Raw genomic sequence first — 26292 nt, forward strand, 5'->3', positions numbered from 1 at the left:
GCGACACCGGAAAGGTAGGGCGGAAGGCCCCTGCCGCCGGAGGGTCCCTGGGCCCATTCCCGGGCCCAAAGGGAGACCCAGCCGCCTCTCCCCCGTACCGTCGTCATCTCACGTCACCTCAGTCCTCGCGCCGACGGGCCCGGGGCCGTGCCGAGCCACTTCGCGGCGGCCTCGGCGCGGCTGGTGCTGTGGAGCTTGGCGAAGATGCGGTTGATGTGGTTCTTGACGGTCTTCTCGCTGATGAAGCAGGTGGCGGCGATCTGCTGATTGGTCATGCCGGACGCGATGAGGTCCATGATCTCCGCCTCCCTCGCGCTGAGTTGGAACCTCGACCTGTCGACGGCGGCCGGGCGGCCACCACCTGTCCACCCAGACGATGACTGTCCCACATTCGGTTGCAGTTGCGAAAGAGGTTCCGCAAAACTGGGGCTCGGACCCGGCATTGGAGCTTCTGGGGCGTGTGCAGTCGCATCTCCCAATCCCTCCGGGAGCGAGCTGGACGGCCGGTCCCGGCGCAACTGGGCCAGCAACGCTCCCGCCGCCGTGGGGGTGAAGTGGGGCCTGCCCTCCTTGATGTCCCGTACGGCGTCCACCAACTGGTCCGCCGTGAACTCGCCGTGGACCAGGTAGCCGCCCGCGCCCCGGCTCAGGGCCTCCTGGACGATCTGGGACTCGCGGCTGTAGGTCAGCATGAGGACCGGGGCGATCCGCACCAGGTACGGGAGTGCGGAGATGCCGTCCACGCCCGGCATGCGGACGTCGAGCAGGACGACGTCCGGGCGGTGTGTGTGGGCCGCCTCCCAGGCCGTCCGGCCGTCCGCCGCCTCCGCCACCACCGTGATGTCCGGGCGTCCGGAGAGCAGCGCCGTCAGGCCGGCGCGGACCACCGGGTTGTCGTCCGCCACGACCACGCGCAAGGGTGTGGGTGGTGTCGCGGACGGCAGGGTCTCGAAGGGGTTCGGTGTCTGGTCCTGCATTCGCGCCTCCTCCTCTCAAGTCCTGGGTGTCGTCGGTGCTGTCGGTGCTGTCGGTGCTGTCGGTGCTGTCGGTGCTGTCGGTGCTGTCGGTGCTGTTGATGTCGTCAGCGCGCCCACCGGGAGTTCCACCCGGACCTCCGTGCCCTTGGGGTGGTTGCCGCGGCCGACGCGGATGCGGGCGCCCACGGAGGCGGCGCGCTCGACCATGCCGACCAGGCCGAAGTGGCCCGTGCGACGCAGTTGTTCCAGCGTGGTGCCCGGGGGCAGGCCCCTTCCGTCGTCGTGGACGCTGATGCGCAGCAGGTCGCCGTGGACGCCCGCCTCCACGTCGACCCGGGTCGGGGCCGCGTGGCGGTGGGCGTTCTCCATCGCTTCCGAGGCGATGGTCAGGAGCTGACGGGCCACGGCCGGCGGGATGGGCGGTACGCCGGGGGCGCCCGTCGGGCGGTAGGCGGCGGGCAGGCCGGTGCGGTCGGCGAAGTCGCGGGTGCGGGCGGCGAGTTCGACCAGGACGTCCGTGCCATGGGTCGGGTCGTGCTCGCGGCGCAGGTCGGTCAGCAGTTCGCGGGCCTCGGCGGCGGCTCTGCGGGCCGAGCGGGCGACCAGTTCCGCCTGTTGTCTGACCAGGGCCGGGTCCATCCCGTCGGTACCCGCCGTGCCCGCCAGACCGTCGGCGGCCATCGCCACTCCGTGCAGGGTCTTCGCCACCGAGTCGTGCATCTCGCGGGCCAGGCGGGCGCGCTCGGCGCCCACCGCCTCCGTGACCGCCAGGCGGGCCTGGACCGTGGTCAGGGCGCGGGTGGCCTCACCGAAGCGGAGCAGCAGGGTGCGCTGGGTGGCGCCGACCGCGCCCGCGATCAGGCACAGGCCGGGGAACAGGGCGGACTGGGCCGCATTGGCGTGCAGTTCCCTGTCGCCGGCGTAGACGACCAGCAGGATCAGCGACTGGAGCGAGGCGAAGACGGCCGCTCCGCGCCAGCTGTAGACGAGGCCGGCGAGGAGCGGTGTGCAGACGCTGACGTAGGCCAGGGTGCTGTCCGGGCCCGCCGCGACCAGCAGCAGCGAACCGAAGAGGGTGTCCACGGCCAGCAGGGTGGGGTGGCGCAGGAGGAGCGGGCCGAAGCGTTCCCAGTCCCTGAAGAGGACGTACGAGGCCATGAAGGTGACGACGACGGCCGCGCCGACCAGGCGGGTGGGAAGGCCGGGGGCGGCATGGACCAGGGCGGCGGGCGCGGACAGGGCGATCATCGCCAGGCGGAAGGCGAAGACGTGGCGGCACATCGCCTGAAGGGCGCTGATCTGGATCTTCTCCGGGGCGGGGCCCAGGCCCTGCGGAGGCTGGGCCCCCTGTGGGGCTTCCCCGCCCTCGGCTGTCCGCCCAGGCGGCAGCGGCAGCGGCGGCGGCGCGGCGCCCTCCGCCGGTTCCCAGCCGGGTGGCAGGGCCGGGGTCGCCGATGTGACCGGGATGTCGGGGGCGCCCGTGCGGACGTGGGCGGGGAGGACCGTGCCTGCCGGGGGTGTGGTGATCTCGGGGGTTCTCGGGCGGCGGCGGAGCAGGCCCGTGCGTTCCGTGCGGTGCGTGCCGTGTGCCTCCGTGGTCGTCATCGTGTCCTCGGGCCCCCTTCCTACTTGCCCGTGACCGAGCTGAAGTCCACGCCGGAGCCCAGGAGCAGGCCCGCGGTGAGGAGGATCATGGTGGCCGGGACCATGAAGGTGGTGATCATCATGGTGGCCTTGGGGACCGCGCGGGCGGCCTTGCGGCGGGCGTTCTGCGCGTCGGTGCGGCGCATGTCCTTGGCGAGGGCGACCAGGGTGTCCACGATGGGCGCGCCCAGTTCCTCGCCCTGCTGGAGCGCCGTGACGAACATGGCGACCTGCTCGGAGTCGTTGCGGCGGCGCAGTTCCGCGAAGGCCTGGCGGCGGCTCATGCCGAGGTCCATCTGGCGGAGGGTGATGCGCAGTTCGTCCGCCCAGGGACCCTCGTACTTGGAGGCGACCCGGTCCAGTGCCTGGCGGAAGCCCAGGCCGGCGCTGACCACGACCGCCAGCACGTCCAGGAAGTCCGGCAGGGTGCGCTCGATCACGTCCTTGCGGATGCGGATGGCCGACCAGATGCCGACCTCCGTCCAGAACGCGCCGAAGGCGAAGAGCAGCAGCGCCACCAGGAACTGGCCGCGCAGCACGAACACCAGACCGCCGACACCACCCAGGAAGCCGTACACCGCCCGTCGGGCCGCGTAGCGGTCGATCGTCAGGCCGCCCGGGTTGCCCGCCAGGTCGATCCTGCGGCGGTACTTCGCCACCAGCTTGGGGCCCATCAGACGCAGTACGGCCGGGGCGTAGCGCATGCCGAGGCGGTCGATCACGGAGTCCACCGCGCCGGTGCGGGTGGAGCCCACCTCCAGGGCCAGCGCCAGGTCGTCGGGCAGTCTGGCGTCCGCCCGGTACATGCGGATGCCGGCGAAGACGCCCCAGACGCTGAGGCCCGTCACCAGTGCGAGCAGCAGTGCCATACCCGGTTCCCCCTCTCTGGGCCTGGACTCAGACGTCGATACGGGACAGGCGTCGGATGAGGACGAACCCGACGGCGTACAGCGCGAACGAGATGATCACCGCGGCCTGGCCGACCGGGGACCCCGTCATCCGGTCCAGCGCGCCGGCTTTCACGCCGTTCATGAGCAGGAGCGCGCCGATGCCCAGGACGGGGACGGCGTACGAGGTCATGTTGACCTGGGAGAGCTGGGTGCGGATCTCGCGGCGGGTCTCCTTGCGTTCCTCCAGGGTCTCGGTGAGGTTCCGCAGGGCGCTGACCACCTGGCCGCCCGCCCGGTTGGACAGGACGAGCGTGGTGACCAGGACGACCAGTTCGCGGGAGGGCAGGCGGTCGGCCAGCTCGCCCAGCGCGTCGTCCATCGAGGCGCCGAGCGCCAGTTGGTGGGCGACCTTGCCCAGTTCCTCGCCCGCCGGGGCCTCCAGTTCCTCCGCCGCCATGCCGATGGCGGTGCGCAGGGCGAGGCCGGCGTGGGTGGCGTTGGCGAGGATGCGGGCCAGTTCGGGCAGCTGGTTGATGAACTTCTCGATGCGTTTCTGGCGCTGCCAGCTGAGGAACTGCATCGCCGCCCCGACGCCGAGCAGCCCGGCCGGCGGGCCGAAGAAGGGGGCCAGGGCGGCCTGGCCGATCAGCCACAGGGCGGCCACCGTGGCGAGCATGCAGGCGAAGAACTCGCCCGGCGTGACGTCCAGGCCCGTCGCGGCCAGCCTCAGTTCCAGCCTGCGGCCCAGCCGGGTGCGGCGCAGCCGGCGGTCCAGCGTGCGGAAGCGGCGCCGGCGGCCCACCGTGACCTGGCCGGTCTGGGACAGCCGGTCGACGAGTGCCGCCCGCTGGGCCCGGCCCATGGCGTAGGCGTGCAGGCCCACGACGGCCAGGACGCAGGTCAGCAGGGTGACGCCGGTGGTGAGGGTGACGAGGGTGCTCAGATCCATGGGGACGCTTCCTACCTGCCTACCTGGCTTCTCGGGTGGCCAACTGGTCTGCGGACTGGGCGACGCCGAAGGCCTGGGGGATGGGCTGGCCCGCCATGTAGAGCCGGTCGGCGGTGCGGCGGGGTAGCGGGTGGTGCTCGAAGGCGCCGTGGATCCGGCCGTCGGCCGTCATGGGCTGGGCGGCGAAGCGGGCCACGGTCGCCAGCCGGTACGGCTCGCCGCCGTGGCTGTCGAGTACGGCGATCTCGGTGACCCGGCGGGCGCCGTCGGCGAAGCGGGTGAGCTGGACGATCACGTCGACGGCGCTGTTGATCTGGTCGTGCAGGGCGACGAAGGGCACCTCCACGTCGGACATGGAGGCCAGCGTCTGCAATCGCATCAGCGCGTCCTCGGCGCTGTTGGCGTGCACGGTGGCGAGGGAGCCGTCGTGGCCGGTCGACATCGCCTGGAGCATGTCCAGCGACTCGCCGCCGCGGACCTCGCCGACGACGATGCGGTCGGGGCGCATGCGCAGCGAGTTGCGCACCAGATCGCGAATGGTGATCTGGCCCCGCCCCTCGACGTTGGGCGGGCGGGACTCCAGCCGGATCACATGCTGCTGCTGGAGCTGGAGTTCGGCGGAGTCCTCGATGGTGATGATGCGCTCGCCTCCGGGGATCAGCCCGGACAGGGCGTTGAGCAGGGTCGTCTTTCCGGTGCCGGTGGCGCCGGAGACGATGATGTTGAACTTCGCCTGCACCAGCCCGGCCAGCAGGAACAGCATGTGCTCGTCGAGCGAGCCGAAGCCGATCAGCTCCTGGAGGGTGAAGGAGCGCGGGAAGCGGCGGATGGTGAGGGTGGGGCCGGTGAGCGACAGCGGTGGGATGATCACGTTGACACGCTCGCCGGACGGCAGCCGGGCGTCGACCATCGGGGTCGACTCGTCCACGCGCCGGTTGACCGTGGAGACGATCCGCTCGATCGTCTGCATCAGCTGGTCGGTGGAGGCGAAGCGGATCGGGAGCTGTTCGACCCGGCCACCGCGCTCGACGAAGATCGCGTCCGGGCCGTTGACCATGATCTCCGTGATGGAGGCGTCCTCCAGGAGCGGTTCGAGGATGCCGAGGCCCAGCGCCTCGTCGACCACCCGGCGGATCAGCTGCGAGCGCTCCACGGTCGACAGGACCGGGCCCTCCCGGCTGATGATGTGCCCGAGCACCCGCTCCAGCCGCATCCGCCGCTCGGCGGCGGCCAGCGAACTCATCTCCGCGAGATCGATCTCCTCCAGCAGCTTCGCCCGGTAGGAGGCGACGAGATGACCGTCCTCGCCCCGGCCGGCGTGCTCCTCGGGGGAGTTGATGCGTGCGCGGAGGCTCATGGTTCCAGGGCTCCTCGTCCTCGGTCAGTGGTCGAGCGGCATGGTGGCCTTCTTGCTGACTGTGCCGAAGGCGTCGTCCCAGGCCGGGATGATCGACGGGATGCGGACGGTGGCGGTGACGGTGACGGTGTCGCCGCCCGGGGCCTCGGCACATGTCGTACGGCCGCTGAGCGCGTCGGACACCGCCTCCTGGCAGCCCTGCTGGGCACTTCTTCCGAGCGAGGCCGCACGTGCCCCTGCCCGCGCCGCCGTCCCCGCCTGCAGGGCGGCGTAGGCGACGAGCCCGATCTGGATGACCGCCACGGCGACCAGCATCAGGATCGGGATGAATCCGAGGTACTCGATGGCGACTTGGCCGCGATCGCTGTGCCTGCGTCGGCGTCTGCGGGCGTACGGCATGTCAGTTCGGCACCTCCTTCACGGCACCGGCGTGGGCGTGCACCGGGATCGGGAAGCCGATCAGGCCGGGCAGGAGGACGGGGACCTTCAGCTTGACGTCGGCTGTGACGTATCCGGTCCCGGACCCGCCGCAGTCGATCTCGGCGCCCTGCCACGCGCCCGGCAGATCCTTCTCGCCCGCCTGCTGACATGACTCCCCCACCGCCGCAGCCCGCACCGCCTCGTCCGCAGCATTCCCCGCGAGCGTGTACGTGTACCCCAGCAGCACGCACTGCCACAGCAGCACCAACGTGATGATGATGGTCGGCGCCATGCCGAGGAACTCGATGGCGACCTGCCCGCTGTCCGAGCGGAGCCGCACCCGTAGTCGCAGCCGTAGTCGTGGCCGCAGCCCTGGTCGTGGTCGCAGCCGTAACCGCCGTCTCACGGCGACCGCACGTCCCCTCATCCCCCCACCCCTCTGCGCCGCCGGAAACTCACCGACCCTCGGTCGCCCTTCAGCCGGCCGCCGGCCCGCCGGTCCCCCTCAGGCGCCTTGACGATCCCGAGTTCGCCCGCGAGGCCCCACAGGGCCTGCTTGACCGTGCTCCTGTTGTCCAGCTCGTGGATGCGGCCGGCGTCGACCGCGCCCTGGAGTTCCTTGAAGTTCGCGGGGATCGCCGTGCCCGCCACCGCCGTGCCGGTGATCTTCTGGATGAGCGGCGGCTGGATCTCCGTACCGCGAGTGTGGCGGTTGACGACGATCACCGTCTCCTCGGCCTTGCGGATCTGGAGCCGGTCCCACATCCGTACCGTCCGTTTGGCGCCGCGCACCGCGACCACGTCGGGGGTGGTGACCAGCAGGGCGGTGTCGGCCATCTCCACGGCGGCCGCGCCGGCGCCGCTCAGCTGGGCGCCGCAGTCCAGGACGACGACCTCGTAGCGGGAGCGCAGGGCGCTGACGATCTGTCGGGCCGCGCGGTCGGTGACCTCCTCGCCGCGTTCGCCCTCGCCGGGGGCGAGCAGCAGGGCCATGCCGGTGTCGTGGCGGAAGACGGCGTCGGCCAGGACCCGCGGGGAGATGTCGGTGATGGCGGCCAGGTCCACGACCGAGCGGCGGAACTGGACGTCCAGGTAGGAGGCGATGTCACCGGCCTGGAGGTCCATGTCGACCAGGGCGGTGCTGTGCCCGGAGGCCTGTGCGGCCAGGGCCAGTTGGATGGCCGCGACCGTGGCCCCCACGCCGCCCTTGGCGCCGCTCACCGTGACCGCGCGCCCGCCGGTCCCGGTGAACACGTCGCCGCCGTGCCCGAGATGGCGCCGTACGCCCACCGACCACTGGGCCACCGCCTGCACCCGGCTGACCAGCTCCTCGTAGCTCAGGGGGAGGGCCACGAGGCCCCGTGCCCCCGAGTCCATGGCGGCCGAGAACAGGCCGGGGCTCGCGTCGGAGGTGACGAGGATGACGCCGACCGCCGGGAAGCGCAGGGCGACCTCGCGGATCAGCTCCAGGGCCGGCACCGGGCCGATCCGCTCGTGCACCACCACGACCTCGGGCAGCTCGTCGATGGACTCCGCGGCCAGGCGCGCGAGGGTGTCCACGAGCTGGGTGGAGTCGGCGACAGGGGTCACCGGCTCCGCGTCGGGGAGCTGGCTGAGCAGTGTCGTGAGGGACCGGACCGCGTCCGCGTCGCCGACTGCCGGGAGGATCCTGGTGGGCATGCGTGCGGGCCTCTCACTTGTCGTTCGCGAGTTCGTAGGTCCGGTCCTTGGCCGGGACGCTGGTGTCGCTGCCGGGCGCGACCAGCGCGAGCCTGACCCGCTGGGCGAAGGACTCGGCGTAGGTGATGCGCTGGGCGTCGATCGTGGAGAGCGCGAAGGTGATGGGGACGGTCTCGGTGGACTGCTGGTTCTTGTTGTCGGCGTTCGGGTCCAGCGCGGTGATCTCGCCCACGTCGAGCACCTTGGCGCCGGTCACGATGATCTTGGACTGGGCGGGGTCGCCCTCACGCTGTCCGGGGAAGGTGGCGTACACGTTGACCGTGGAGCCCGGTGTGATCTTGCCGGCCACGCCGGTCGCCGCGTCGATCATGATGGCGACCTCCTGCTGCCCCGGCTGGAGGGCGGGCTGGTCCACGATCATGTCGCTCTGGAGCAGCGAGCCGTGCCGGAGCGTGGTGACCGCGATCTTGCCCCGGATCCGGGCGAGGTCGGTGACCGCGTTGGGCGACAGCCACCGCTTGGGCATCCTGATCTTCTCGAACTGGCTCGCGTTCAGCGGCGTGTACGGCTTCACATCGCTCTTGAGCTGGTACGCGGTGACCTCGGGGCCGACCTTGGACTTGACGTCGCTGATCACGGAGAGCACGCCGGCGAACGCGCCGATGGCGCAGACGACGGACAGGAGCAGGAGTATCACGCCGCGGCGCTGACGGGAGTTCATGGACCGTGCAACCTCATCGGGGATCTCGGACGAGCGGGGTCTGATGGTGGGGGCGGTGACGGTGGCGGTCGGCGAAGTCGGATGGCTGTGGCGGTCGGCGAAGTCGGATGGCGGTGGCGCTCGGCGGGGGCGATCGAGGCCGGCGGTGGGCGGGACGGTGGCCGTGGCGGTGACGCCGGCGGTGCGGCTCACCCGCGCGGGCGGCCCACGGCCGACGGCGCACGGCGCACGGCTCACGGCTCGCCCAGGGATGCGTGACTGTGCTGGACAGGTCTGTCGGGACCCGGCGGTGTGGCGGAGCAGAAGACGCAGCGGTCCCCGATGACGTCGATGCCGCACCAGTGGCACACGCTCTGGCGCACCGAGGTGACCAGCTGGTACAGCACGGACAGCTCGGGCAGGTAGGTGCAGAACTCGACCAGCCTTCCCGTCCCCCACCAGGCGGCGGACTCGGCCGGGAGCGCGGCCTCGCGCAGCCCGAGCACGCGCCAGGCCGGGGCGAGAGTGGTGGTGACCCAGTCGGACTGGAGCTGACCCCTGGCGACCAGCATCCAGGTGGCGAAGTCCGGCCCGGCGAGGACGGCTTCCGGCCCGATCCGCACCAGTTGCGGCTCCGGGTGGGCGATCACGCCGAACTGGCTGCCCGGCACCCAGGACTTGGCATGGGCCTTGAGCCCTACGGGGACGCGGTCCAGGCGGGTGACGGAGTTGAGTACGGCGCCGCAGTGGACGTAGTGGGTGAGCAGGCGGCCCGCCGAGGCGAGGACGCCGGGGCCGAGGTCGCAGGAGGCCAGCTGCCTCAACTGGCGGGCGAGGACGGCGATTCCGAGCGGGGGAAGTTCCGGGCGGAACAAGGCGATACGGTCGCTCTCCAGCAGCGAGCGGACGGTGTGCAGCCGGCGCCGGACCCCGTCGGGGACGGCCGGCGAGCAGACGACGACCACGTGCCCGTGCTGGTCGAGCAGGGCCCGCATGCCGTCCAGCGTCTGTTCCAGCGGCTGCCGGTCCAGGTCCTGGAGGACGACCGCGGGCACGGTGCGCTCGTCCTGCGCGGGCAGCGCCATGTCGGCGCCGGTGACAGCGATCGCAGTTGACACGCCAGCTCCCCGTTTGACGCCTGTCGGCGCACCGTCGTGTTCCTCCAGTGCACCCAGTTGACTTCACTGCGTGACTACCTCAGCACTGTATCCACGCCTCTGTGACCGGAGAACAGCGAATCCGTAGCTGGGTGACAACTGCTGTTGCACAAGTCACGGCAAAACGGGGCAGCTTGAGCATCGGGAACGGCCCGAAAGCGTGGGCCCGGCGGCCGCCCATTGACCCTGGGCCGAGCGCATCGGTCGAGGAAGTGTCAAACAGGGACAGGACCGGGGAAGTTGGTCTGGACCTCTTGACAATGCAATTGGTCTGGACCAACTTGTACGGCTAGCGGTGGCCACCGTCACCCCGCACTTCCCTGCACTTCCCCGCACCTCCTCGCACTTCCCCGCACCTCCCTCCCCTCCCATCCCACCTCTCCCTTCCCCGGAGGCCTCAGTGGACCGCGTACCAGGCATGCCCACGAGCAGACGGCTCCGGCCGCTGCGCATCTGGTCCGGAGCCGTGACCGCGGCCGTCGCCCTCTCCCTCGCGGGCACCGGCCAGGCGTCGGCGGCCGACGTCAACAACGCCAAGAACGCCGGATTCGAGTCGGGCCTGGGCAACTGGACGTGCTCGGCCGGCAGCGGTACGACCGTCTCCTCCCCGGTGCACAGCGGCACGGCCGCGCTGAAGGCCACCCCGGCGGCGCTGGACAACGCCCAGTGCACCCAGACGGTCGCGGTCAAGCCCAACTCGACGTACACGCTGAGCGCGTGGGTGCAGGGCGGGTACGCCTACCTGGGCGCCACCGGCACGGGCACCACGGACGTCTCGACCTGGACGCCCGACACCCCGACCTGGAAGCAGCTCCAGACCACCTTCACCACCGGCTCCTCCACCACGTCGGTGACGATCTACCTGCACGGCTGGTACGGCACGGCCGCCTACTACGCCGACGACGTCTCGGTGTTCGGCCCGGACGGGGGCGGCGGCGGTGACCCGGCCCCGACCGTTCCGGCGGCCCCGAGCGGCCTGACGGCGACGGGGACGACCTCGTCCTCGGTGTCCCTGTCCTGGAGCACGGTCTCGAACGCGACCGGCTACAACGTCTACCGCAACGGCACGAAGGTCTCCTCGGTGACGGGCACCTCGGCGACCGTGACCGGCCTGACGGCCTCGACGTCGTACTCCTTCCAGGTCACGGCGACCAACGCGGCGGGCGAGTCGGCGAAGTCGGCGACGGTGACGGCCACCACGGCGGGCAGCGGGGACCCCGGCCCCGGCCCGGTCACCGGCCTGCCCAAGCACGCGGTCACGGGCTACTGGCAGAACTTCAACAACGGCGCGACCGTCCAGAAGATCTCCGACGTCCCCTCCGCCTACGACATCATCGCGGTCGCCTTCGCCGACGCCACGACCACGCCCGGCGCGGTGACCTTCAACCTCGACTCCGCGGGCCTGGGCGGCTACACCGTCGACCAGTTCAAGGCGGACATCAAGGCCAAGCAGGCGGCCGGCAAGAAGGTCATCGTCTCGGTGGGCGGTGAGAAGGGCACGGTGTCGGTCAGCGACTCGACATCGGCCACGAACTTCGCCAACTCGGTCTACTCCCTGATGCAGACGTACGGCTTCGACGGCGTCGACATCGACCTGGAGAACGGCCTGAACCCGACGTACATGACGCAGGCGCTGCGCGCTCTGTCCGCGAAGGCCGGGCCCAACCTGATCATCACCATGGCGCCGCAGACGATCGACATGCAGTCGACCTCGGGCAGCTACTTCAAGACGGCCCTGAACATCAAGGACATCCTGACGGTCGTCAACACCCAGTACTACAACAGCGGCGCGATGCTGGGCTGTGACGGCAAGGTGTACTCGCAGGGCTCGGTGGACTTCCTGACCGCCCTGGCCTGCATCCAGCTGGAAGGCGGCCTCGCCCCGTCCCAGGTCGGCCTCGGCCTCCCCGCCTCCCCCAGCGGCGCCGGCGGCGGCTACGTCTCGCCCACGACCGTCAACAACGCCCTCGACTGCCTGACCAAGCTCACCAACTGCGGCACCTTCAAGCCGTCGAAGACCTACCCCGACCTGCGCGGCGCCATGACCTGGTCCACCAACTGGGACGCGGCGGCCGGCAACGCCTGGTCCAACTCGGTCGGCGCACACGTCCACGCGCTTCCGTAACCTCTCCCGCCCGACCCGACGCGACGCCCGGACCCACCAGGGTTCGGGCGTCGCCCGCGTTCTCGGGCGGATGAAACATTCCGGGGGGTCCGGCGCATCAAAGAGGTGAGAGTGCTGGAGACGAGCGGGAAGCGGGGACGCATGGGGCTGGGGCGGGGAGAGGGGTACGACGGGTATCCGGAGTTCGCCGCGGCGCGTGCCGGGCATCTCTACCGGTCCGCCTGTCTGCTCACGGGTGGGGACACCCATCTCGCCGAGGACCTCGTCCAGGAGACCCTCGGGCGGGTGTACGTCCGCTGGGGCCGGATCTCCCGGGTGGGCAATCCGGCCGGGTACGCCCAGACCGTCCTCACCCGGACCTTCCTCGCCCACAGGCGTCGCCACAGCAGCCACCGGGAGCGCGCCACCGAGGTGCTCCCCGATGTCCCGGGGCCGGACGCGGGCGGTGACGCTCCGCTGCGCCTGACGCTGCTGGAGGCGCTCGGACGGCTGTCCGCCAAGGACCGGGCGGTGGTCGTCCTGCGCTACTGGGAGGACCGCAGCATCGAGGAGACGGCCTCCGCGATGAACACCAGCTCGGCCGCCGTACGGACGCGCTGCGTCCGCGCGCTCGCCCGGCTGCGTCTGCTCCTCGGCGACGCCCTCGGCGAGTACGCCCGGCCCTGACCCGCTCCTCCGGCACACGCATCATCGACCAACGTCCCAGAAACGGCGGTTCGCCATGCCTGCTGAACACCACGACGAACACCACGACCCCTTCGAGGAACGGTTCGCCGACGCCCTGCGCGACACCGGCACCACGTTCGCGACCGACCGGCAGGAGCTGGCCGCCGGCGGTCAGGCGCGCGGGCGGCGGCTGCGGGCCCGACGACGGGCCGCCGTCGCGGGCGGTGTGACCGCGGTCGCGCTCATCGGGGTGGGCGCCGCCCTGGTCCTGCCCGGCGGGCAGGGGGGCGACGGCCGGCAGCGGTCCGTGGCCGGAGGCCAGTCCCCGGGGCGGGCGGACTCCGCCGCGTCCGCGTCCGCCGGCTCCCAGGCCTCCGGCGTCTCCGGCGTCTCCGGGGCCCAGCTCGTCCGCACCCTCGAAAAGCTGCTGCCGGAGGGAAAGTTCAGCGACACGACGGGGAGCGGCACCGACGAGACGAACGGGCACGGGCCCTACAAGAGCCCCTTCGCCCAGGGCGTGTACGACGACGGCCACGGCAAGGCCGCCGTCGCCGTCTCTTTGGGCCTGGTCCAGCCCCGCAGCCAGGAGGCCGCCGAGACCACCGAGTGCCCGGAACCGGTGTACATCGCCTACGACAGCTGCGCCACCACCAAGCTGTCCGACGGTTCCGCCCTGATGATCCTCAAGGGCTACGAGTACCCGAACAAGCGCAGCGGAACGAAACTGTGGCGCGCCGAACTCGTGACGCCGACGGGCGCGCACGTCAGCGTCCAGGAGTGGAACGCCGCCGCCGAGAAGGCCTCGCCGGTCACCCGCGCCCAGCCGCCGCTGTCCGCCGAGCAGTTGAAGAAGCTGGTCACCGCGCCCGAGTGGCGTGCCGCAGCGGGCGCCATCCCCGTCGATCCCCGGATGACCGCCGCGCCCAGCGCGACGACGGCCCACCACGGCTCGGTCCCGGCGACGCTCGCCCGGCTGGTGCCGCACGGGCTGAAGGTGGTCTCCCGGAGCCGGTCGGACGACTACGAGTTCGGGTACGTCGTCGTCGACGACGGCCGGGGCAAGAGCCTGGTGCAGATCAACGTCCAGCCGGACATGCGGGACGTCGAGGGCGAGCTCTTCGGGGCCGGGAGCAGGACCCTGCCCGACGGGACCAAGGTCGTCCGGCGCAAGCAGGAGGGCGAGAAGGGCATCGCCGGGATCGTCATGTGGACCGTGGACACCATCCGGCCCGACGGCCGCCGTGTGGTCATCAGCGCCTTCAACTCCGGCGCGCAGAACACCCCGGCGACCCGTCAGGCCCCGGCCCTGACCATGAACCAGCTGGAGGCGATCGCCACCGACCCGAAGTGGCTCAAGATCGGCTGATCGCCGTGTCCTCGTCCGTCGCGCCGGAGGGACGGTCCTGCTCCGCCTCTCCGGAGGCGCGGTCCTGCTCCGCCTCTCCGGAGGCGCGGTCGTCCTCCGCCGCGCCGGATTCGTCCGTCGCGCCGTCCTGGTCGTCTGCCGCGCCGTCGTCGAAGTAGGCGTCCAGGACCGCGTCCAGCCGGCTCTCCCACTCGCCGAAGCGGGACCTGGAGGGTGCCTCGATCTCGATGGGGTACCAGCGGCGCTCGGGCGTGTGCACGGTGATCGTGAACCGCTTGCCGAAGCGGGGCGTGGCCGTCTCCACGGCGCCGATCTCGTCCCAGCGGAACTCGCACTCCTGGTCGTCCAGGCCGAGGCGTACGCCCCGGTGGTCGGCGACGATCCGGGCGCGGCGGTCGGCGGCCTCGAAGACGGGGCCGTCGGGGACCTCGTCGTCCGCGGCGGCGGGCTCCTCGGTCCCTTCCACCGCGGCGGGCTCCTCGGCCCCTTCCGCCGCGGGCTTCTCGGGCCCTTCCGCGGCGGCGGCCTCGGTCCGCTCCGGCCTCGCGTCGTCCGGTTCCTGCTTCGCGTCGTCCGGCTCGGCGTCCTCCGGCTTCGCGTCGTCCGGCTCCTTGGTCGCCGGAGTCGTGAGGCCGGGGATGAACGCCGGGTCGAATCCGGCGCCCGTCACGGGCTCGTTCTTCAGGGGCTGGCTGCTCGAACCTATGCGCTGCTCCACAGCGGGCAGTATGGTCGACGATCCTGTGCCCGGCACAGCCAGCCCCTACTTCGTTATCGGATGCCTACAACGGCACCACCTGACACACGCTCACACGAACACGCTCACACGAACAGGCTCAGCACGGCGGCCACCGCGAAGCCCGCGACCGACAGCACGCTCTCCAGCACCGTCCATGTCTTCAGCGTGTCCCGTTCGCTGATGCCGAAGTACTTCGCCACCATCCAGAAGCCGCCGTCGTTGACGTGCGAGGCGAAGATCGAGCCGGCCGAGATCGCCATGATGACCAGGGCGACGAAGGCCTGCGAGTGGTGTCCCTCGGCCAGCAGCGGGGCCACGATGCCCGCCGTGGTCACGATCGCCACCGTCGCCGAGCCCTGCGCCACCCGCAGCACCAGCGAGATCAGGTAGGAGAGGACGATCACCGGCAGGCCCACGCCGTTGAAGGTGTCCGACAGGGCCTGCGCGACCCCGCTCGCCTTCAGGACGGCGCCGAAGACGCCGCCCGCGCCGACCACCAGCAGGATGTTGCCGACCGGCTTCAGGGACGCCGTGGACACCGTCTCCAGCGACTTGCGGGACCAGCCCCGGCGGATGCCCAGCAGGTAGTACGCCAGCAGCAGCGCGATCGTCAGCGCCACGAACGGGTGGCCGAAGAACTCGATCACCGACCGGCCCGTGGACGGGTCCAGCGCGACCGAGGAGAAGGTGGCCGCGAGGATCAGCACCAGGGGCGTGCCGATGATGCCGAGAACCGTCGCGAGGGCCACCGGCTGCTCCTGGGGCCGTACGCCCGAGCGGCGCTGCTCCTCCAGGACCGCCCGCTTGGCCTCGTCCGCCGCGTCGACCATGTCCTGCGGCACCTCGACGAAGATCCGCCTGCCGATCCACGCGGAGTACGCCCAGGCGGCCAGCACCGCCGGGATGCCGCAGACGATGCCCATGAGGATGATCCAGCCGAGCTGCACGTGGAGCAGGCCGGCCGCGGCCACCGGGCCCGGGTGCGGGGGCAGGAAGGCGTGCGTCATGGACAGGCCCGCGAGCAACGGCAGGCAGTACAGCAGGATCGACTTGCCGCTGCGCTTGGCGGCGGCGTAGACGAGGGGCGCGAGCACGAAGATGCCCACGTCGAAGAAGACCGGGATGCCGAAGATCAGACCGGTCAGGCCCATGGCGAGGGGTGCCCGCCGCTCGCCGAAGAGGTTCAGCAGCCTGCTCGCCAGCACCTCGGCGCCGCCACTGACCTCCAGGATCGCGCCGAGCATCGTGCCGAGGCCGATGATGACGGCGACATGGCCGAGGATGCCGCCCATGCCGGACTCGATGGTGGAGACGGCGTCGGAGCGCTGGACGGTGCCGAAGAGTTCGGTGACGGACAGGCCGGCGAGCAGGCCCACGGCTATCGAGACGGCGAGCAGCGCCACGAACGGCTGGAGTCTCGTCTTGATGATCAGGAACAGCAGCAGGGCTATGCCGAGGGCGGCGACCAGCAGGAGTCCGGTGGTGCCGTCGACGAGGAGGAGCAGGCCTCCGGTGTGGGGTGGCGCGGCGGGAGCGGGGGCGGCGAGCGGATGGGACATAGGGGGTCCTCTGGGTAAGTACATACGGCTTTCGAGCAGGACGGATCGCGGCACGGCGCCCGAGGGCTGGTGGGCGCCGTGCCGTGCAGGAGGTGCTGAGGGGGGGTGAGGGGGGTGAGAGCGGCGTCAGCCGAGTACGGCGAGCGCGTCGATCTCGATGAGGAGTCCCGCGGGCAGGCCGACGTAGACCGTGGTGCGCGCGGCGGGCGGCTGGGTGAGGCCCTGCTCCTCGAAGTAGGCGTTGTAGATGCCGTTCATCTCGGCGAAGTGGTCCACGTCCGTCAGATAGACGCGGATCATCATCACGTCGTCCCAGCTCGCGCCGCCCTCTTCGAGGATCGCCTTGACGTTGGCGAGGGTCTGGAGGGTCTGCTCGCGCAGGGTGGGGCCGGCGGGCGTGGGGGCCTTGCCCTCCTCGGCGGGCAGGAAGCCGACCTGTCCGGCGACCTGGAGGATGTTGCCCTTCTTCACACCGTGGGAGAACTTCGCGGGCGGGGTGGTGTGGGTCTTGGGGGTGAGCGCGGTCTTCTCGGTCATACGGTGTCCCTGTCTGGGGTGCTTGCGGGGCTGGTCACGGGGGTTCTCCCGGAGTACTCGCCGCTGATGGCGTCCGCGGTGCGGCGCACCAGCGGGAGCAGGGTGAGGAGTTCGTCGGCGGTGACGACGACGTTCGGCGCGGAGACCGACATCGCGGCGACCACCCGGCCGTCGGCGCCCCGGACGGGGGCGGCGACGCAGTTGATGGACTCCTCGTGGCCGCCGAGGTCGGTGGCCCAGCCCTGTTCGCGCACCGTCGCCAGCTCCTTGAGGAAGGCGGCGGCGTTGGGTGTCGAACGGGCCGTGTAGAGGGGGTAGTCGAGCCTCTCCGCGACGGTGCGGCGCTCGGCCTCGGGCAGGTCGGCCAGCAGCAGCTTGGCCACGGCGGCGACCGTGATGGCGACCGGCTTGCCGATCCGCGAGTACATGCGCACCGGGTAGCGGCTCTCGACCTTGTCGATGTAGAGCACCTCGCCCTCCTCGTACACGGCGAGGTGGACGGTGTGTCCGCAGCTCTCGTTCAGCCGGGTCAGGTGCGGGTGGGCGATCTCGCGGATGTCGAGGTTCTCCATCGCCTCCTGGGCGAGGGCGAAGAGGCGGGCGCCGAGGCGGTAGCGCTGGTCGGACTGCCGGTAGACCAGGCCGTGCTCGTGGAGGGTGCGCAGCAGCCGCAGGGCGGTGGACTTGTGGACGCCGAGGCGGTCGGCGACCTGTCCGAGGTCGGCGGGCCCCTCGGCGAGCAGCGGCAGGATGCTCAGCGCTCGGTCGACGGTCTGGCTCATGGCGTACGTACCTCCTCGTCGGCCCCCTGGGCGGTGCTCGTCCAGCCGGGGCCGAGTCGAAGTGTCCCCCACGCACCCTCGTCGAGGGCGGTCAGCCGGTCGGCGTGGTCGCGGGCGGGGGGAGCGGCGAGGTCTCCGGGGACGGTGAGCGCGGCGGCGGCCATGAGGTGGCCGTGGCGCAGCCGGTCGCGTACGGGCAGCCCGCGCAGAGTGGCGGACAGGAAGCCGGCGGCGAAGGCGTCCCCGGCGCCGACGTGGGCGACGACGTCGACCTCGGGGGCCGGGACGAACGTCGCGTGGCCGTCGCCGTCCTCCAGGCCGTCGGTGTCGCTGTCGAACGCGACGGCTCCGCCGGGGCCGTACTTGACGACGACGGTGTCCGGCTCGGGCAGTGCCTCCCGGATCGCCCGGCCGCCGTGCAGGCCCCAGGCCTGGCGGGCCTCGTCGTCGCCGACGAACACCAGGTCGGCGCGGCGCGCCAGCTCCAGCAGCACCCCCGGCCCGTCGGCGTCGCGCCACAGTCCGGGCCGGAAGTTGACGTCGAAGGAGACCAGCGGGCGTCCGGGGCGGGGCGCCGTCAGCTCGCGCATCAGCTCGAGGCAGTCGTCGGAGAGCGCCGCCGTGATGCCCGACAGGTGCAGCACGCGGCACGCGCGCAGCGCGGCCTCGTCGACGGTGCCGACGGCCATCGCGGAGGCGGCCGAACCGGCCCGGTAGTAGGCGACCTCGTGGGCGTCGGTGGCGCGGTCCCCGGCGGTGCGGAAGTAGATGCCGGTCGGGCGGGCGGGATCGCGCCGTACGGCCGAGACGTCGACGCCGTAGGAGCCGATCGTCTCCACCAGGTGGTCGCCGAAGCCGTCCGCGCCGACCCGGCCGACCCAGCGCGCGGAGTGCCCGGCGGCGGCGAGCGTGCAGGCCACGTTGGACTCGGCGCCGCCGATGGCCCGTTCGAAGGCGGGTACGTCGGCGAGGCGGCCGGGGCGGGTGGGCAGGAACGTGACCATGGACTCGCCGAGCGCGACGACGTCCACGACGTCGGGGCTGTTGCAGGGTCCGGTGACGGTCACGATGCTCGTGGCTCCTCGGTCAGGTGAGTGCGGTGACGGGTCGCGGGACTTCCGTTCGTTGACCTCGCGTGGCCAGGATGTTAGACAGCAGTAAGCGATGCATGCAATGGGCATTGCAAAATATGCAACACACCTGATCAGGAGGTTCCATGAAGAGTGAGGCGCTCGCCCGTCTGACCGAGGAACGCGTCGACCACCGGTTCAAGGGGCTCCCGCCGGACGCGGACGGGCTGACCGTCGGCGAGCTGGCCGCCCAGCGCCGCAACCTCTTCACCGACGGCTTCGCCACGCCCGTGCTCGCGCTGTCCGCCGAGCGCCTGGAGCACAACCTGAAGCTGATGGAGACGTACGCGGCCCGCCACGGCCTCGCCTTCGCGCCGCACGGCAAGACCTCCATGGCGCCCCAGCTCTTCCACCGGCAGATCGAGCACGGAGCGTGGGGCATCACGCTAGCCGTGCCGCATCAGGTGCGCGTCGCACGGGCGTTCGGCGTCGAGCGGGTCTTCCTGGCCAACGAGCTGGTGGACCCGGCCGCCCTGCGCTGGATCGCCGCCGAACTGACCGCCGACCCGTCCTTCCGCTTCGTCTGCTACGTCGACTCCGTGCGCGGCGTCGAACTGATGGACACGGCGCTGCGCGAGGCCGGCGCCGCGCGTCCGGTCGACGTGGTCGTCGAGCTCGGCGCGGGCGAGGGGGCGCGCACCGGGATCCGTACGGAGACGGAGTGCGCGGCCGTCGCCGACGCGGTGGCGGCCACCGGAACCCTGCGGCTGGTGGGGGTCGCCGGGTACGAGGGCGAGGTCCCGCAGGCGGACCCCGAGCGGGTGCACGCGTGGCTGCGCCGACTCGTCGCGCTCGCCGTGGACTTCGACAAGGCCGGGCGGTTCACCGGGACCGACGAGATCGTGGTGAGCGCAGGCGGAAGCGCCTGGTTCGACGCGGTGGCCGACGTGTTCGCCGAGATCCCCGAACTGTCGCTGCCGGTGCTCAAGCTGCTGCGCTCGGGCGCCTACGTCTCGCACGACGACGGCCACTACCGGAAGATCACCCCCTTCAACCGCGTCCCCGCGGAGGGCGCCCTGGAGCCCGCCTTCCGCCTGTGGGCGCAGGTCGTCTCGCGTCCCACCGCCGAGCAGGCGTTCGCCAACGCCGGCAAGCGGGACGCCGCCTACGACCTCGACCTGCCCTTCGCCCAGGTGGTGCGCCGGGCCGGCGAGGGCGGCGGCGAACGCCCGGCCACCGGCGTCACCGTCACCGGGCTGTCCGACCAGCACGCCTGGCTGCGCACCACACCGGAGGCCGGCCTCGAGGTCGGCGACTGGATCGGCATGGGCCTGTCGCACCCGTGCACGTCCTTCGACAAGTGGCAGCTGATCCCGGTCGCGGAGGCGGACGGCACGGTCGTCGACTACATCCGTACGTTCTTCTAGCAGCCACAGAAGCCGGAGGCGTTCTTCCAGAAGCCCCTTCAGGACCAGAAGCCAGAAGCCAGAGACCAGAAACCACAAGCCCCCAGGAGGAGACCCCCATGGATCCGGTCGAGCTCGCCGATCTCACCGATCTCGTCATCCGTGACGCGGACGTCGTCGACGGCACCGGCGCGCCCTCCTACCGCGCCGACGTGGCGATCAAGGACGGCCGGATCGTGTCGATCGTCAAGGAGGCCGCGGCGGCCGGCTGCCAGCGGCCCCGGGCGCGCCGGGAGCTCGACGCGGAGGGCCTGGTCCTGTCCCCCGGCTTCATCGACATGCACGCCCACAGCGACCTCGCCCTGCTGCGCGACCCCGACCACAGCGCCAAGGCCGCGCAGGGCGTCACCCTGGAGGTGATCGGGCAGGACGGGCTGTCGTACGCGCCGGTCGACGACCGCACCCTTCAGGAGGTGCGCCGGGCGATCACCGGCTGGAACGGGTACGGCGACGACATCGACTTCGGCTGGCGCTCGGTGGGCGAGTACCTGGACCGCCTCGACCACGGCTTCGACGGCGAGGGCATCGCCGTCAACGCGGCCTATCTGGTCCCGCAGGGCACGGTCCGCGCGCTCGCCGTGGGCTGGGAGGACCGCGAGGCCACGCCCGAGGAGCTGGACCGGATGCGGCAGCTGGTCGCCGAGGGCATGGAACAGGGCGCGGTCGGCATGTCCTCCGGGCTCACCTACACGCCCGGCATGTACGCGAAGGACGCCGAACTGACCGAACTGTGCCGGGTGGTGGCGGCGCACGGCGGCTACTACTGCCCGCACCACCGCAGTTACGGCGCCGGGGCGCTCGAGGCCTACGAGGAGATGGTGTCCCTCACCCGCGAGGCGGGCTGCCCGCTGCACCTGGCCCACGCCACCATGAACTTCGGCCCGAACAAGGGCCGGGCCCCCGAGCTGCTGACGCTGCTGGACGAAGCGCTCGCCGCCGGCGCCGACATCACCCTCGACACCTATCCCTACACCCCGGGCTGCACCACCCTGGTCGCCCTGCTGCCGAGCTGGTCGAGCGAGGGCGGCCCGGAACGCATCCTCGAGCGGCTCGCCGACGAGGCCACCGCCGAGCGGATCCGCCACCATCTGGAGGTCACCGGCTCCGACGGCTGCCACGGTGTGCCGGTGGAGTGGGAGACGATCGAGATCTCCGGGGTGACGGCGCCCGCGCTCGCGGAGTACGTCGGCCACACCGTCCAGGCCTCGGCGGACCGCCGCGGCGAGAGCCCCTGGACGGTCGCCCGCCGCCTCCTGACCGACGACCGGCTCGGCACGACGATCCTCCAGCACGTCGGCCACGAGGAGAACGTCCGTACGATCATGCGCCACCGCGTCCACACCGGCGGCTCCGACGGCATCCTCCAGGGCACCAAGCCGCATCCGCGCGCCTACGGCACCTTCCCGCAGTATCTCGGCCGGTACGTACGGGAGTTGGGCGTGCTGTCGCTGGAGGAGTGCGTCGCGCACCTCACCGGTCGTCCGGCGGCCCGGCTCCGGCTGCCGGACCGGGGGATCGTCCGCGAGGGCCACCGGGCCGACCTGGTCCTCTTCGACCCGGCCACGGTCGCGCCGGGCTCCACCTTCGAACAGCCCCGCGCGCTGCCGACGGGAATCCCGTACGTCCTGATCGACGGCCGGTTCGTGATCGAGGACGGGCGGCGCACGGACGTGCTGGCGGGGCGGGCGGTACGCCGTACTCCGGCGTGACCGCCCGCCGTGGCGCGCGGTACGGCCCTCGTGCCGGCTTACGGCTTGGGCAGGACGCAGCCGCTCGCGTTCAGGTCGAGCCTGTTGCCGGTGGTGAAGCAGGCCGGTATCTGGTACGTCTCCTCGGCGTAGTTGATGCCCTGCCGGACGGTGACGTTGCCGCTCTCGTCGACCTCGCACGGGTTGTTCACGGTGCAGCGCTCGCCGTCCTCGTTGCCGGTGTTGTTGACGGCGACGACCTTGCCGGTGGCGGTGTCGACGACGGGCGAGCCCGACGTACCGCCGATGGTGTCGCAGGCGGAGGTGTAGCGGACGGAGTCCTTCCAGGTCCAGTCGCCCTCCTTCAGGCGGTAGACGAAGCCGTCGACGGAGCAGCTGTAGACGCGCTTCCAGTAGCCGGAGACGACCTTGATGGCCGTGCCCGCCACCGGGTGGGTGTCGCTCAGGGTCAGCGCGGAGATGCCGTACGAGCCGCGGATCTGCGCGTAGGTGCGGGTGAGTTGGTAGATCGTGACGTCCGTGTCGGTCATGGTCGAGTAGGCGACCTTGGCGGCGCGGAGCGTCGCGACCCGGGTGCCGGCCGAGTTGAGCAGGCCGAAGGAGCGGCTGGAGGACTGGCCGACGATGACCTCGCCGGGCTCCGGGAAGCCGGTCTCCAGGCAGTGGCCGTTGGTGAGCACGAGCGCCGGGTCGCTGTCCGCGGAGCCCGGGAAGCGGATCAGGGAGCCGGAGCAGTTGCTGAGCGCGACGGTGCCGGCGAAGTCGACGGCCTTGAGCGCGGGCGCCGCGCCGACCGTCTTCGTCGCGGTCGCGGGCGCCGTACCGCCGGTCTGCGTGGCGGCGACCGCGGGTGCCATGCCCGCCCCGGTGATCACCAGGGTCGCGAGCGTGGCGAGGAGAGGCTTGTTCATGTGGGGGTCCCCTCTTTCAGACGCGGACGGCCGGAGATCTTCCGGTCGCCTGTCTTGTCATGCGCATTGTGATAGCGCGAGGGGGCCGCCACAAGAAGCCGTCCGGCCGAAGCCGACAGGCGGCAAGTGGCCAGGAGGCGAGTCGCCAGACGACGAGCCGTCAGGAGGCGGGCCGTCAGGCGACGAACCGTCAGGCAACGGGCCGTCAGGAGGCGCCGAGCCGTCGAACGCCGGGCCGGCGCTAGTGCCAGCGACCGCCGCCGTGACCCCCGCGACCGCGGCCGGCGGAACCCGGTGCGCTGGACGTGGGGGTGGGCGTGGGGGCGGTGGCCGACGTGGTGGAGGTGGAACCCGGCTGGGAGGGCGCCGCGCTCGTCGTCCGGGAGCCCGGCGCGCTCTGCGAGGCGGTGGCGTCCGCGCTCGACGTGGCGGCCGGGGACGTACGACCGTTGTCCGAGGCGGAGGCACCGGGGGCGCCGGCCGACGCCGGGGCCTCCGGGGACCCCGCGGACGGGGTGTCGCTCGCGGCCGTGCCGGTGTCCGCCGTCGACTCCCCGTGCTCCCGGTCGCCCCGGGATCCGCTCCCCGACGAGTTCAGCGCCGTGAAACCGGCGATCACGGCGAGGGACACGGCCCCCACGGCCCCGGCGGCGATCACCGCGCGCCGCGAGCGCCGGGCGCCACGCCGCCGCTCCGCCCGCCGCGCACGGCGTCCGCCGCCCGGCGCCGTGACGCCACCCGCCTCCGTGACGCCGTGCGGCTCGGCATCGCTGTCCGGTTCCTCACCGGGATACGGCTCCGCGGCGCCGTACGGTACCGCCGCGCCGTACTGTTCCGCGCCCTCGTGCCGCGCCTCGGCCGGCCGTGCCTCGGCCGGGGGCGGGTCCGCCGGCACCGGGGGCATCTCCCGTGTCTCGTCGTACGCGGTCTGCCACCCGTGGGCGGCCGCCGGGTCGGCGTACTCCTCGTACGCCGGGGTCGGCGCGGCATGCGGGTGGTACACGTTCGGCGGCCCCTGGGGTCCGTCACCCGAGCGGGGGACACCAGGAGTCTGGGGAGGCATGGACATGGCTTGAAATCCTAGGTACCCGAGGGGCTGATGGGACAGCTACCGCCGGTAATCGTCCGTTCCGGCCGTCTCGCGTGGCGGATGACACGAGCCATGGGGCGTTACCAAGCCGTAAGCTCCCAGACATGCAGGTGATCCAGTCGACCAAGCTCGCCAATGTCTGTTACGAGATCCGGGGCCCGGTTCTCGAGGAGGCCATGCGGCTTGAGGCGGCGGGCCACCGCATCCTCAAGCTCAACACCGGCAATCCGGCCGCGTTCGGCTTCGAGTGCCCGCCGGAGATCCTGGAGGACATCCTCCGCAACGTCTCCACGGCCCACGGCTACGGTGACGCCAAGGGACTGCTGGCCGCCCGCCGCGCGGTCGTCATGCACAACCAGACCCTCGGCATCGAGACCGACGTCGAGCACGTGTTCATCGGCAACGGCGTCTCCGAGCTGATCGTGATGGCGATGCAGGGTCTGCTGGACGACGGCGACGAGGTGCTCGTACCGGCGCCGGACTACCCGCTGTGGACGGCCGCCGTCTCGCTGTCCGGCGGCACCGCCGTCCACTACCGCTGCGACGAGCAGTCCGACTGGATGCCCGACCTCGCCGACGTGGAGCGCAAGGTCACCGACCGCACCAAGGCGATCGTCGTCATCAACCCGAACAACCCCACGGGCGCGGTCTACGACCCGTCGGTGCTCAAGGGCCTGACGGACATCGCCCGCCGGCACAACCTGCTGGTGTGCTCCGACGAGATCTACGACAAGATCCTCTACGACGGCGCCACCCACACCCCGACCGCCGCGATCGCTCCCGACCTGCTGACGCTGACGTTCAACGGCATGTCCAAGGCGTACCGGGTGGCCGGTTACCGGGTCGGCTGGATGTCGATCTCCGGCCCGCGCGCGCACGCCGACTCCTACATCGAGGGCCTGACGATCCTGGCCAACATGCGCCTGTGCGCGAACATGCCGGGACAGCACGGCGTGGTCGCCGCGCTCAGCGGCCGCCAGTCCATCAAGGACCTGGTCCTGCCGGGCGGGCGGCTCAAGGAGCAGCTGGACGTCGCCTACGACCTGCTCACCCAGATCCCGGGCGTGACCTGCGTACGCCCCAAGGGGGCGCTGTACCTCTTCCCGCGCCTGGACCCCAAGGTCTTCAAGATCAGGGACGACCGCCGGATGGTCCTGGACCTGCTGCGCCGCGAGAAGATCATGGTCGTCCAGGGCACGGGCTTCAACTGGCCCGAGCCGGACCACTTCCGGGTCGTCACCCTGCCCTCGGTCGGCGACCTGCGCGACGCGGTCGGCCGGATCGGCAGCTTCCTGGACGGTTACGGCCAGCCCTGAGCCGGGCCGGGCCGCCTGCGGGCCACAGCCGACGCCTCGGCCGCGGCCGGCCCCGGTCGCCGTGTGCCTTCCCGTACGGTGCCCTGACGACCCGGCTGTGCGAACCGACTCAACTTTAGACGGATTCTAAGCTAGGATGCCTTCTGTCAGAGCACAGGAGGCCATCCACCATGTACGAACCGATCCGCACCAAGTCGGTCCACAGCACGATGGCCGGCACCACCTCCGACTTCCCCCATCGGTCCCGGGAGGAGGAGCTGGACATCCAGCTCGCGGGTCATCTCGCGGCCCTGCTCGCCACCACGGACGAGCTGCGCGCCCTGACCTCCTCCGCCGACCTGGACACGGCGGCCGAGCGCCTCGCCGGCCAGGTGGCCCGGCTGCGCGCGGGCCGAGCCCCGGTCCGCGCGTCGGTGACCGCCGATGCCGTCGGCCAGGGCCCGGACGAGGTGGCGGCGCTGCACCACAGGGCGCACGCGCTCGCCGGCCGCGCCCTCGTCGTCGCCGCCTCGCGGGCGGACACGGCGGCGGCCATCCTGGCGGCCGAGCGGATGGACGCGCACGCGGCCGCCGCCGAGCGGGGAGAACGCCAGGAGCTGAGTGGCGCCGCCTCATGAACGGCCCCGGTCCGCGTGCACCCGCAGCGACGCGCGGACCGGGCGCCATGACACCGTGCCGACGATCGTCGTAGACCGTGGGCCGGGGTGTCCTCCGGTCCGGCCCTCCGGCCTTCCGGTCCTCCGGGTTCCGGGTGAGCTGCGGCGGGCAGCATGCCGAGTTCGCGTCAGCCGAAGATCACCACGAAAACGATGAACGCCACGAGGATCGCGAGCACGATCATCCAGACCGGCCAGTTGCCGCGGCCCTGCGGCTCCTCGGGGCCGCCGCCCCGCGGACGGTCCTCTTCCAGGTCCGACGTCTCCGGGCGGTCGTGCTTGTAGAAGTCACCATCTCCAGCCATGTCCTGATCACGCTCCTTCACCGGGGTGACTCCCGGGTACCCCTGAGCTGACCCGGCCATACGACGGCGAGGGCCCCGCCGTACGGCCGCGGGCGACCCGCCGGCCCTCCTGGCACACAGAAGGGGCCGGACGCGCACGCCGTTGTGCGCGTCCTACGCAGCGGAGGCCGACCTCCCGGCGGGCGACACGGAGGCCCGGCACGCCTACCTGGCCCTGCGGG

At 71.8% G+C, this 26292-nt stretch carries 25 protein-coding genes; 7 read left to right on the forward strand and 18 right to left on the reverse strand.

From position 1 onward, the window contains the following. Positions 1-113 precede the first annotated feature (113 nt). From ABZ484_RS23020 to ABZ484_RS23065, 10 genes are all read right to left on the reverse strand, one after another. A complete protein-coding gene (locus ABZ484_RS23020; RefSeq protein WP_358867789.1) occupies positions 114-977 on the reverse strand; it encodes a response regulator transcription factor in 864 nt (287 codons plus the stop codon). 15 nt (positions 978-992) lie between these two features. Beyond that, positions 993-2258: a histidine kinase gene (locus tag ABZ484_RS23025; RefSeq protein WP_358867810.1), complete on the reverse strand. Its 1266-nt coding sequence runs from the start codon at positions 2256-2258 to the stop codon at positions 993-995. A gap of 344 nt (positions 2259-2602) precedes the next feature. Then, positions 2603-3490 carry a DUF5936 domain-containing protein gene (locus ABZ484_RS23030; RefSeq protein WP_189895553.1) on the reverse strand — a complete coding sequence of 296 codons (888 nt, stop codon included), beginning with the start codon at positions 3488-3490 and terminating at the stop codon, positions 2603-2605. A gap of 28 nt (positions 3491-3518) precedes the next feature. Further along, complete coding sequence (locus ABZ484_RS23035) at positions 3519-4460, reverse strand: type II secretion system F family protein (protein WP_358867790.1); 942 nt, start codon at positions 4458-4460, stop codon at positions 3519-3521. A gap of 19 nt (positions 4461-4479) precedes the next feature. After that, positions 4480-5817: a CpaF family protein gene (locus tag ABZ484_RS23040; RefSeq protein ID WP_358867791.1), complete on the reverse strand. Its 1338-nt coding sequence runs from the start codon at positions 5815-5817 to the stop codon at positions 4480-4482. A gap of 24 nt (positions 5818-5841) precedes the next feature. Beyond that, entirely contained in the window at positions 5842-6216 is a 375-nt protein-coding gene (locus ABZ484_RS23045) for a TadE/TadG family type IV pilus assembly protein (protein WP_358867792.1), read from the reverse strand. Position 6217: 1 nt separating this feature from the next. After that, positions 6218-6529 carry a pilus assembly protein gene (locus tag ABZ484_RS23050; protein WP_358867811.1) on the reverse strand — a complete coding sequence of 104 codons (312 nt, stop codon included), beginning with the start codon at positions 6527-6529 and terminating at the stop codon, positions 6218-6220. A 131-nt stretch (positions 6530-6660) separates the two neighbouring features. Further along, entirely contained in the window at positions 6661-7917 is a 1257-nt protein-coding gene (locus tag ABZ484_RS23055) for an AAA family ATPase (RefSeq protein WP_358867793.1), read from the reverse strand. Positions 7918-7930: 13 nt separating this feature from the next. Further along, positions 7931-8638 (reverse strand): Flp pilus assembly protein CpaB, encoded by a 708-nt coding sequence (cpaB, locus tag ABZ484_RS23060; RefSeq protein ID WP_358867794.1) that lies wholly within the window; start codon positions 8636-8638, stop codon positions 7931-7933. A gap of 233 nt (positions 8639-8871) precedes the next feature. Beyond that, positions 8872-9702 carry a hypothetical protein gene (locus ABZ484_RS23065; RefSeq protein ID WP_358867812.1) on the reverse strand — a complete coding sequence of 277 codons (831 nt, stop codon included), beginning with the start codon at positions 9700-9702 and terminating at the stop codon, positions 8872-8874. 490 nt (positions 9703-10192) lie between these two features. Here ABZ484_RS23065 and ABZ484_RS23070 point away from each other — a divergent pair, with 490 nt between their 5' ends. The 3 genes from ABZ484_RS23070 to ABZ484_RS23080 all read left to right on the forward strand — a co-directional run bounded on the left by ABZ484_RS23070 (position 10193) and on the right by ABZ484_RS23080 (position 13931). Further along, on the forward strand, positions 10193-11899 hold the full coding sequence (locus ABZ484_RS23070) for a glycoside hydrolase family 18 protein (RefSeq protein WP_358867795.1): 1707 nt from the start codon (positions 10193-10195) through the stop codon (positions 11897-11899). 141 nt (positions 11900-12040) lie between these two features. Beyond that, a complete protein-coding gene (locus tag ABZ484_RS23075) occupies positions 12041-12565 on the forward strand; it encodes a SigE family RNA polymerase sigma factor (protein WP_358867813.1) in 525 nt (174 codons plus the stop codon). A gap of 55 nt (positions 12566-12620) precedes the next feature. Continuing rightward, positions 12621-13931, forward strand: coding sequence for a hypothetical protein (locus tag ABZ484_RS23080; protein WP_358867796.1), 1311 nt, complete (start codon positions 12621-12623; stop codon positions 13929-13931). Here the strand turns inward: ABZ484_RS23080 and ABZ484_RS23085 are convergent. The 5 genes from ABZ484_RS23085 to ABZ484_RS23105 all read right to left on the reverse strand — a co-directional run bounded on the left by ABZ484_RS23085 (position 13918) and on the right by ABZ484_RS23105 (position 18615). Further along, complete coding sequence (locus ABZ484_RS23085; protein ID WP_358867797.1) at positions 13918-14649, reverse strand: hypothetical protein; 732 nt, start codon at positions 14647-14649, stop codon at positions 13918-13920. The two genes, ABZ484_RS23080 and ABZ484_RS23085, sit on opposite strands and share 14 nt — an antisense overlap. 104 nt (positions 14650-14753) lie before the next feature. Continuing rightward, on the reverse strand, positions 14754-16229 hold the full coding sequence (locus tag ABZ484_RS23090; RefSeq protein ID WP_358867798.1) for a gluconate:H+ symporter: 1476 nt from the start codon (positions 16227-16229) through the stop codon (positions 14754-14756). Positions 16230-16355: 126 nt separating this feature from the next. Beyond that, complete coding sequence (locus ABZ484_RS23095) at positions 16356-16766, reverse strand: RidA family protein (RefSeq protein WP_358867799.1); 411 nt, start codon at positions 16764-16766, stop codon at positions 16356-16358. After that, positions 16763-17548, reverse strand: coding sequence for an IclR family transcriptional regulator (locus ABZ484_RS23100; RefSeq protein ID WP_358867800.1), 786 nt, complete (start codon positions 17546-17548; stop codon positions 16763-16765). Before ABZ484_RS23100 ends, ABZ484_RS23095 begins: the two co-directional genes overlap by 4 nt. Continuing rightward, on the reverse strand, positions 17545-18615 hold the full coding sequence (locus ABZ484_RS23105) for a sugar kinase (protein WP_358867801.1): 1071 nt from the start codon (positions 18613-18615) through the stop codon (positions 17545-17547). The genes ABZ484_RS23100 and ABZ484_RS23105 overlap by 4 nt, the downstream gene beginning before the upstream one ends. A gap of 149 nt (positions 18616-18764) precedes the next feature. Between ABZ484_RS23105 and ABZ484_RS23110 the strand changes: the two genes are divergently transcribed. Then, positions 18765-20045, forward strand: a complete 1281-nt coding sequence (locus ABZ484_RS23110; RefSeq protein ID WP_358867802.1) for an amino acid deaminase — start codon at positions 18765-18767, stop codon at positions 20043-20045. Positions 20046-20143: 98 nt separating this feature from the next. Then, positions 20144-21793: a D-aminoacylase gene (locus ABZ484_RS23115; RefSeq protein WP_358867803.1), complete on the forward strand. Its 1650-nt coding sequence runs from the start codon at positions 20144-20146 to the stop codon at positions 21791-21793. Between the two features lie 38 nt (positions 21794-21831). Here ABZ484_RS23115 and ABZ484_RS23120 read toward each other — a convergent pair whose 3' ends face one another. Next, positions 21832-22704, reverse strand: a complete 873-nt coding sequence (locus ABZ484_RS23120; RefSeq protein WP_358867804.1) for a serine protease — start codon at positions 22702-22704, stop codon at positions 21832-21834. A gap of 241 nt (positions 22705-22945) precedes the next feature. After that, positions 22946-23773 (reverse strand): hypothetical protein, encoded by an 828-nt coding sequence (locus tag ABZ484_RS23125; RefSeq protein WP_358867805.1) that lies wholly within the window; start codon positions 23771-23773, stop codon positions 22946-22948. Between the two features lie 125 nt (positions 23774-23898). On the opposite strand from ABZ484_RS23125, the gene ABZ484_RS23130 reads away from it, so the two are divergent. Continuing rightward, positions 23899-25110 (forward strand): pyridoxal phosphate-dependent aminotransferase, encoded by a 1212-nt coding sequence (locus tag ABZ484_RS23130; protein ID WP_358867806.1) that lies wholly within the window; start codon positions 23899-23901, stop codon positions 25108-25110. Positions 25111-25280: 170 nt separating this feature from the next. Next, positions 25281-25727 carry a hypothetical protein gene (locus ABZ484_RS23135; RefSeq protein ID WP_358867807.1) on the forward strand — a complete coding sequence of 149 codons (447 nt, stop codon included), beginning with the start codon at positions 25281-25283 and terminating at the stop codon, positions 25725-25727. A 167-nt stretch (positions 25728-25894) separates the two neighbouring features. On the opposite strand, the gene ABZ484_RS23140 is transcribed toward ABZ484_RS23135, so the two are convergent. Next, entirely contained in the window at positions 25895-26071 is a 177-nt protein-coding gene (locus ABZ484_RS23140) for a hypothetical protein (RefSeq protein WP_358867808.1), read from the reverse strand. Between the last annotated feature and the right edge of the window lie 221 nt (positions 26072-26292).

The sequence above is a fragment of the Streptomyces sp. NPDC006393 genome, from assembly GCF_040628575.1.
Classification (GTDB): Bacteria; Actinomycetota; Actinomycetes; order Streptomycetales; family Streptomycetaceae; genus Streptomyces.

What these genes read in the sequence shown, in the direction of transcription:
- ABZ484_RS23115 (WP_358867803.1), top strand. Translation starts at nt 20,144, where the DNA reads ATGGATCCGGTCGAGCTCGCCGATCTCACCGATCTCGTCATCCGTGAC.
- ABZ484_RS23080 (WP_358867796.1), top strand. Translation starts at nt 12,621, where the DNA reads ATGCCTGCTGAACACCACGACGAACACCACGACCCCTTCGAGGAACGG.
- ABZ484_RS23130 (WP_358867806.1), top strand. Translation starts at nt 23,899, where the DNA reads ATGCAGGTGATCCAGTCGACCAAGCTCGCCAATGTCTGTTACGAGATC.
- ABZ484_RS23065 (WP_358867812.1), bottom strand. Translation starts at nt 9,702, where the DNA reads ATGGCGCTGCCCGCGCAGGACGAGCGCACCGTGCCCGCGGTCGTCCTC.
- ABZ484_RS23110 (WP_358867802.1), top strand. Translation starts at nt 18,765, where the DNA reads ATGAAGAGTGAGGCGCTCGCCCGTCTGACCGAGGAACGCGTCGACCAC.
- ABZ484_RS23020 (WP_358867789.1), bottom strand. Translation starts at nt 977, where the DNA reads ATGCAGGACCAGACACCGAACCCCTTCGAGACCCTGCCGTCCGCGACA.
- ABZ484_RS23070 (WP_358867795.1), top strand. Translation starts at nt 10,193, where the DNA reads ATGCCCACGAGCAGACGGCTCCGGCCGCTGCGCATCTGGTCCGGAGCC.
- ABZ484_RS23050 (WP_358867811.1), bottom strand. Translation starts at nt 6,529, where the DNA reads ATGGCGCCGACCATCATCATCACGTTGGTGCTGCTGTGGCAGTGCGTG.
- ABZ484_RS23055 (WP_358867793.1), bottom strand. Translation starts at nt 7,917, where the DNA reads ATGCCCACCAGGATCCTCCCGGCAGTCGGCGACGCGGACGCGGTCCGG.
- ABZ484_RS23120 (WP_358867804.1), bottom strand. Translation starts at nt 22,704, where the DNA reads ATGAACAAGCCTCTCCTCGCCACGCTCGCGACCCTGGTGATCACCGGG.
- ABZ484_RS23035 (WP_358867790.1), bottom strand. Translation starts at nt 4,460, where the DNA reads ATGGATCTGAGCACCCTCGTCACCCTCACCACCGGCGTCACCCTGCTG.
- ABZ484_RS23045 (WP_358867792.1), bottom strand. Translation starts at nt 6,216, where the DNA reads ATGCCGTACGCCCGCAGACGCCGACGCAGGCACAGCGATCGCGGCCAA.
- ABZ484_RS23135 (WP_358867807.1), top strand. Translation starts at nt 25,281, where the DNA reads ATGTACGAACCGATCCGCACCAAGTCGGTCCACAGCACGATGGCCGGC.
- ABZ484_RS23100 (WP_358867800.1), bottom strand. Translation starts at nt 17,548, where the DNA reads ATGAGCCAGACCGTCGACCGAGCGCTGAGCATCCTGCCGCTGCTCGCC.
- ABZ484_RS23140 (WP_358867808.1), bottom strand. Translation starts at nt 26,071, where the DNA reads ATGGCTGGAGATGGTGACTTCTACAAGCACGACCGCCCGGAGACGTCG.
- ABZ484_RS23090 (WP_358867798.1), bottom strand. Translation starts at nt 16,229, where the DNA reads ATGTCCCATCCGCTCGCCGCCCCCGCTCCCGCCGCGCCACCCCACACC.
- ABZ484_RS23075 (WP_358867813.1), top strand. Translation starts at nt 12,041, where the DNA reads ATGGGGCTGGGGCGGGGAGAGGGGTACGACGGGTATCCGGAGTTCGCC.
- ABZ484_RS23095 (WP_358867799.1), bottom strand. Translation starts at nt 16,766, where the DNA reads ATGACCGAGAAGACCGCGCTCACCCCCAAGACCCACACCACCCCGCCC.
- ABZ484_RS23040 (WP_358867791.1), bottom strand. Translation starts at nt 5,817, where the DNA reads ATGAGCCTCCGCGCACGCATCAACTCCCCCGAGGAGCACGCCGGCCGG.
- ABZ484_RS23125 (WP_358867805.1), bottom strand. Translation starts at nt 23,773, where the DNA reads ATGTCCATGCCTCCCCAGACTCCTGGTGTCCCCCGCTCGGGTGACGGA.
- ABZ484_RS23030 (WP_189895553.1), bottom strand. Translation starts at nt 3,490, where the DNA reads ATGGCACTGCTGCTCGCACTGGTGACGGGCCTCAGCGTCTGGGGCGTC.
- cpaB (WP_358867794.1), bottom strand. Translation starts at nt 8,638, where the DNA reads ATGAACTCCCGTCAGCGCCGCGGCGTGATACTCCTGCTCCTGTCCGTC.
- ABZ484_RS23025 (WP_358867810.1), bottom strand. Translation starts at nt 2,258, where the DNA reads ATGTGCCGCCACGTCTTCGCCTTCCGCCTGGCGATGATCGCCCTGTCC.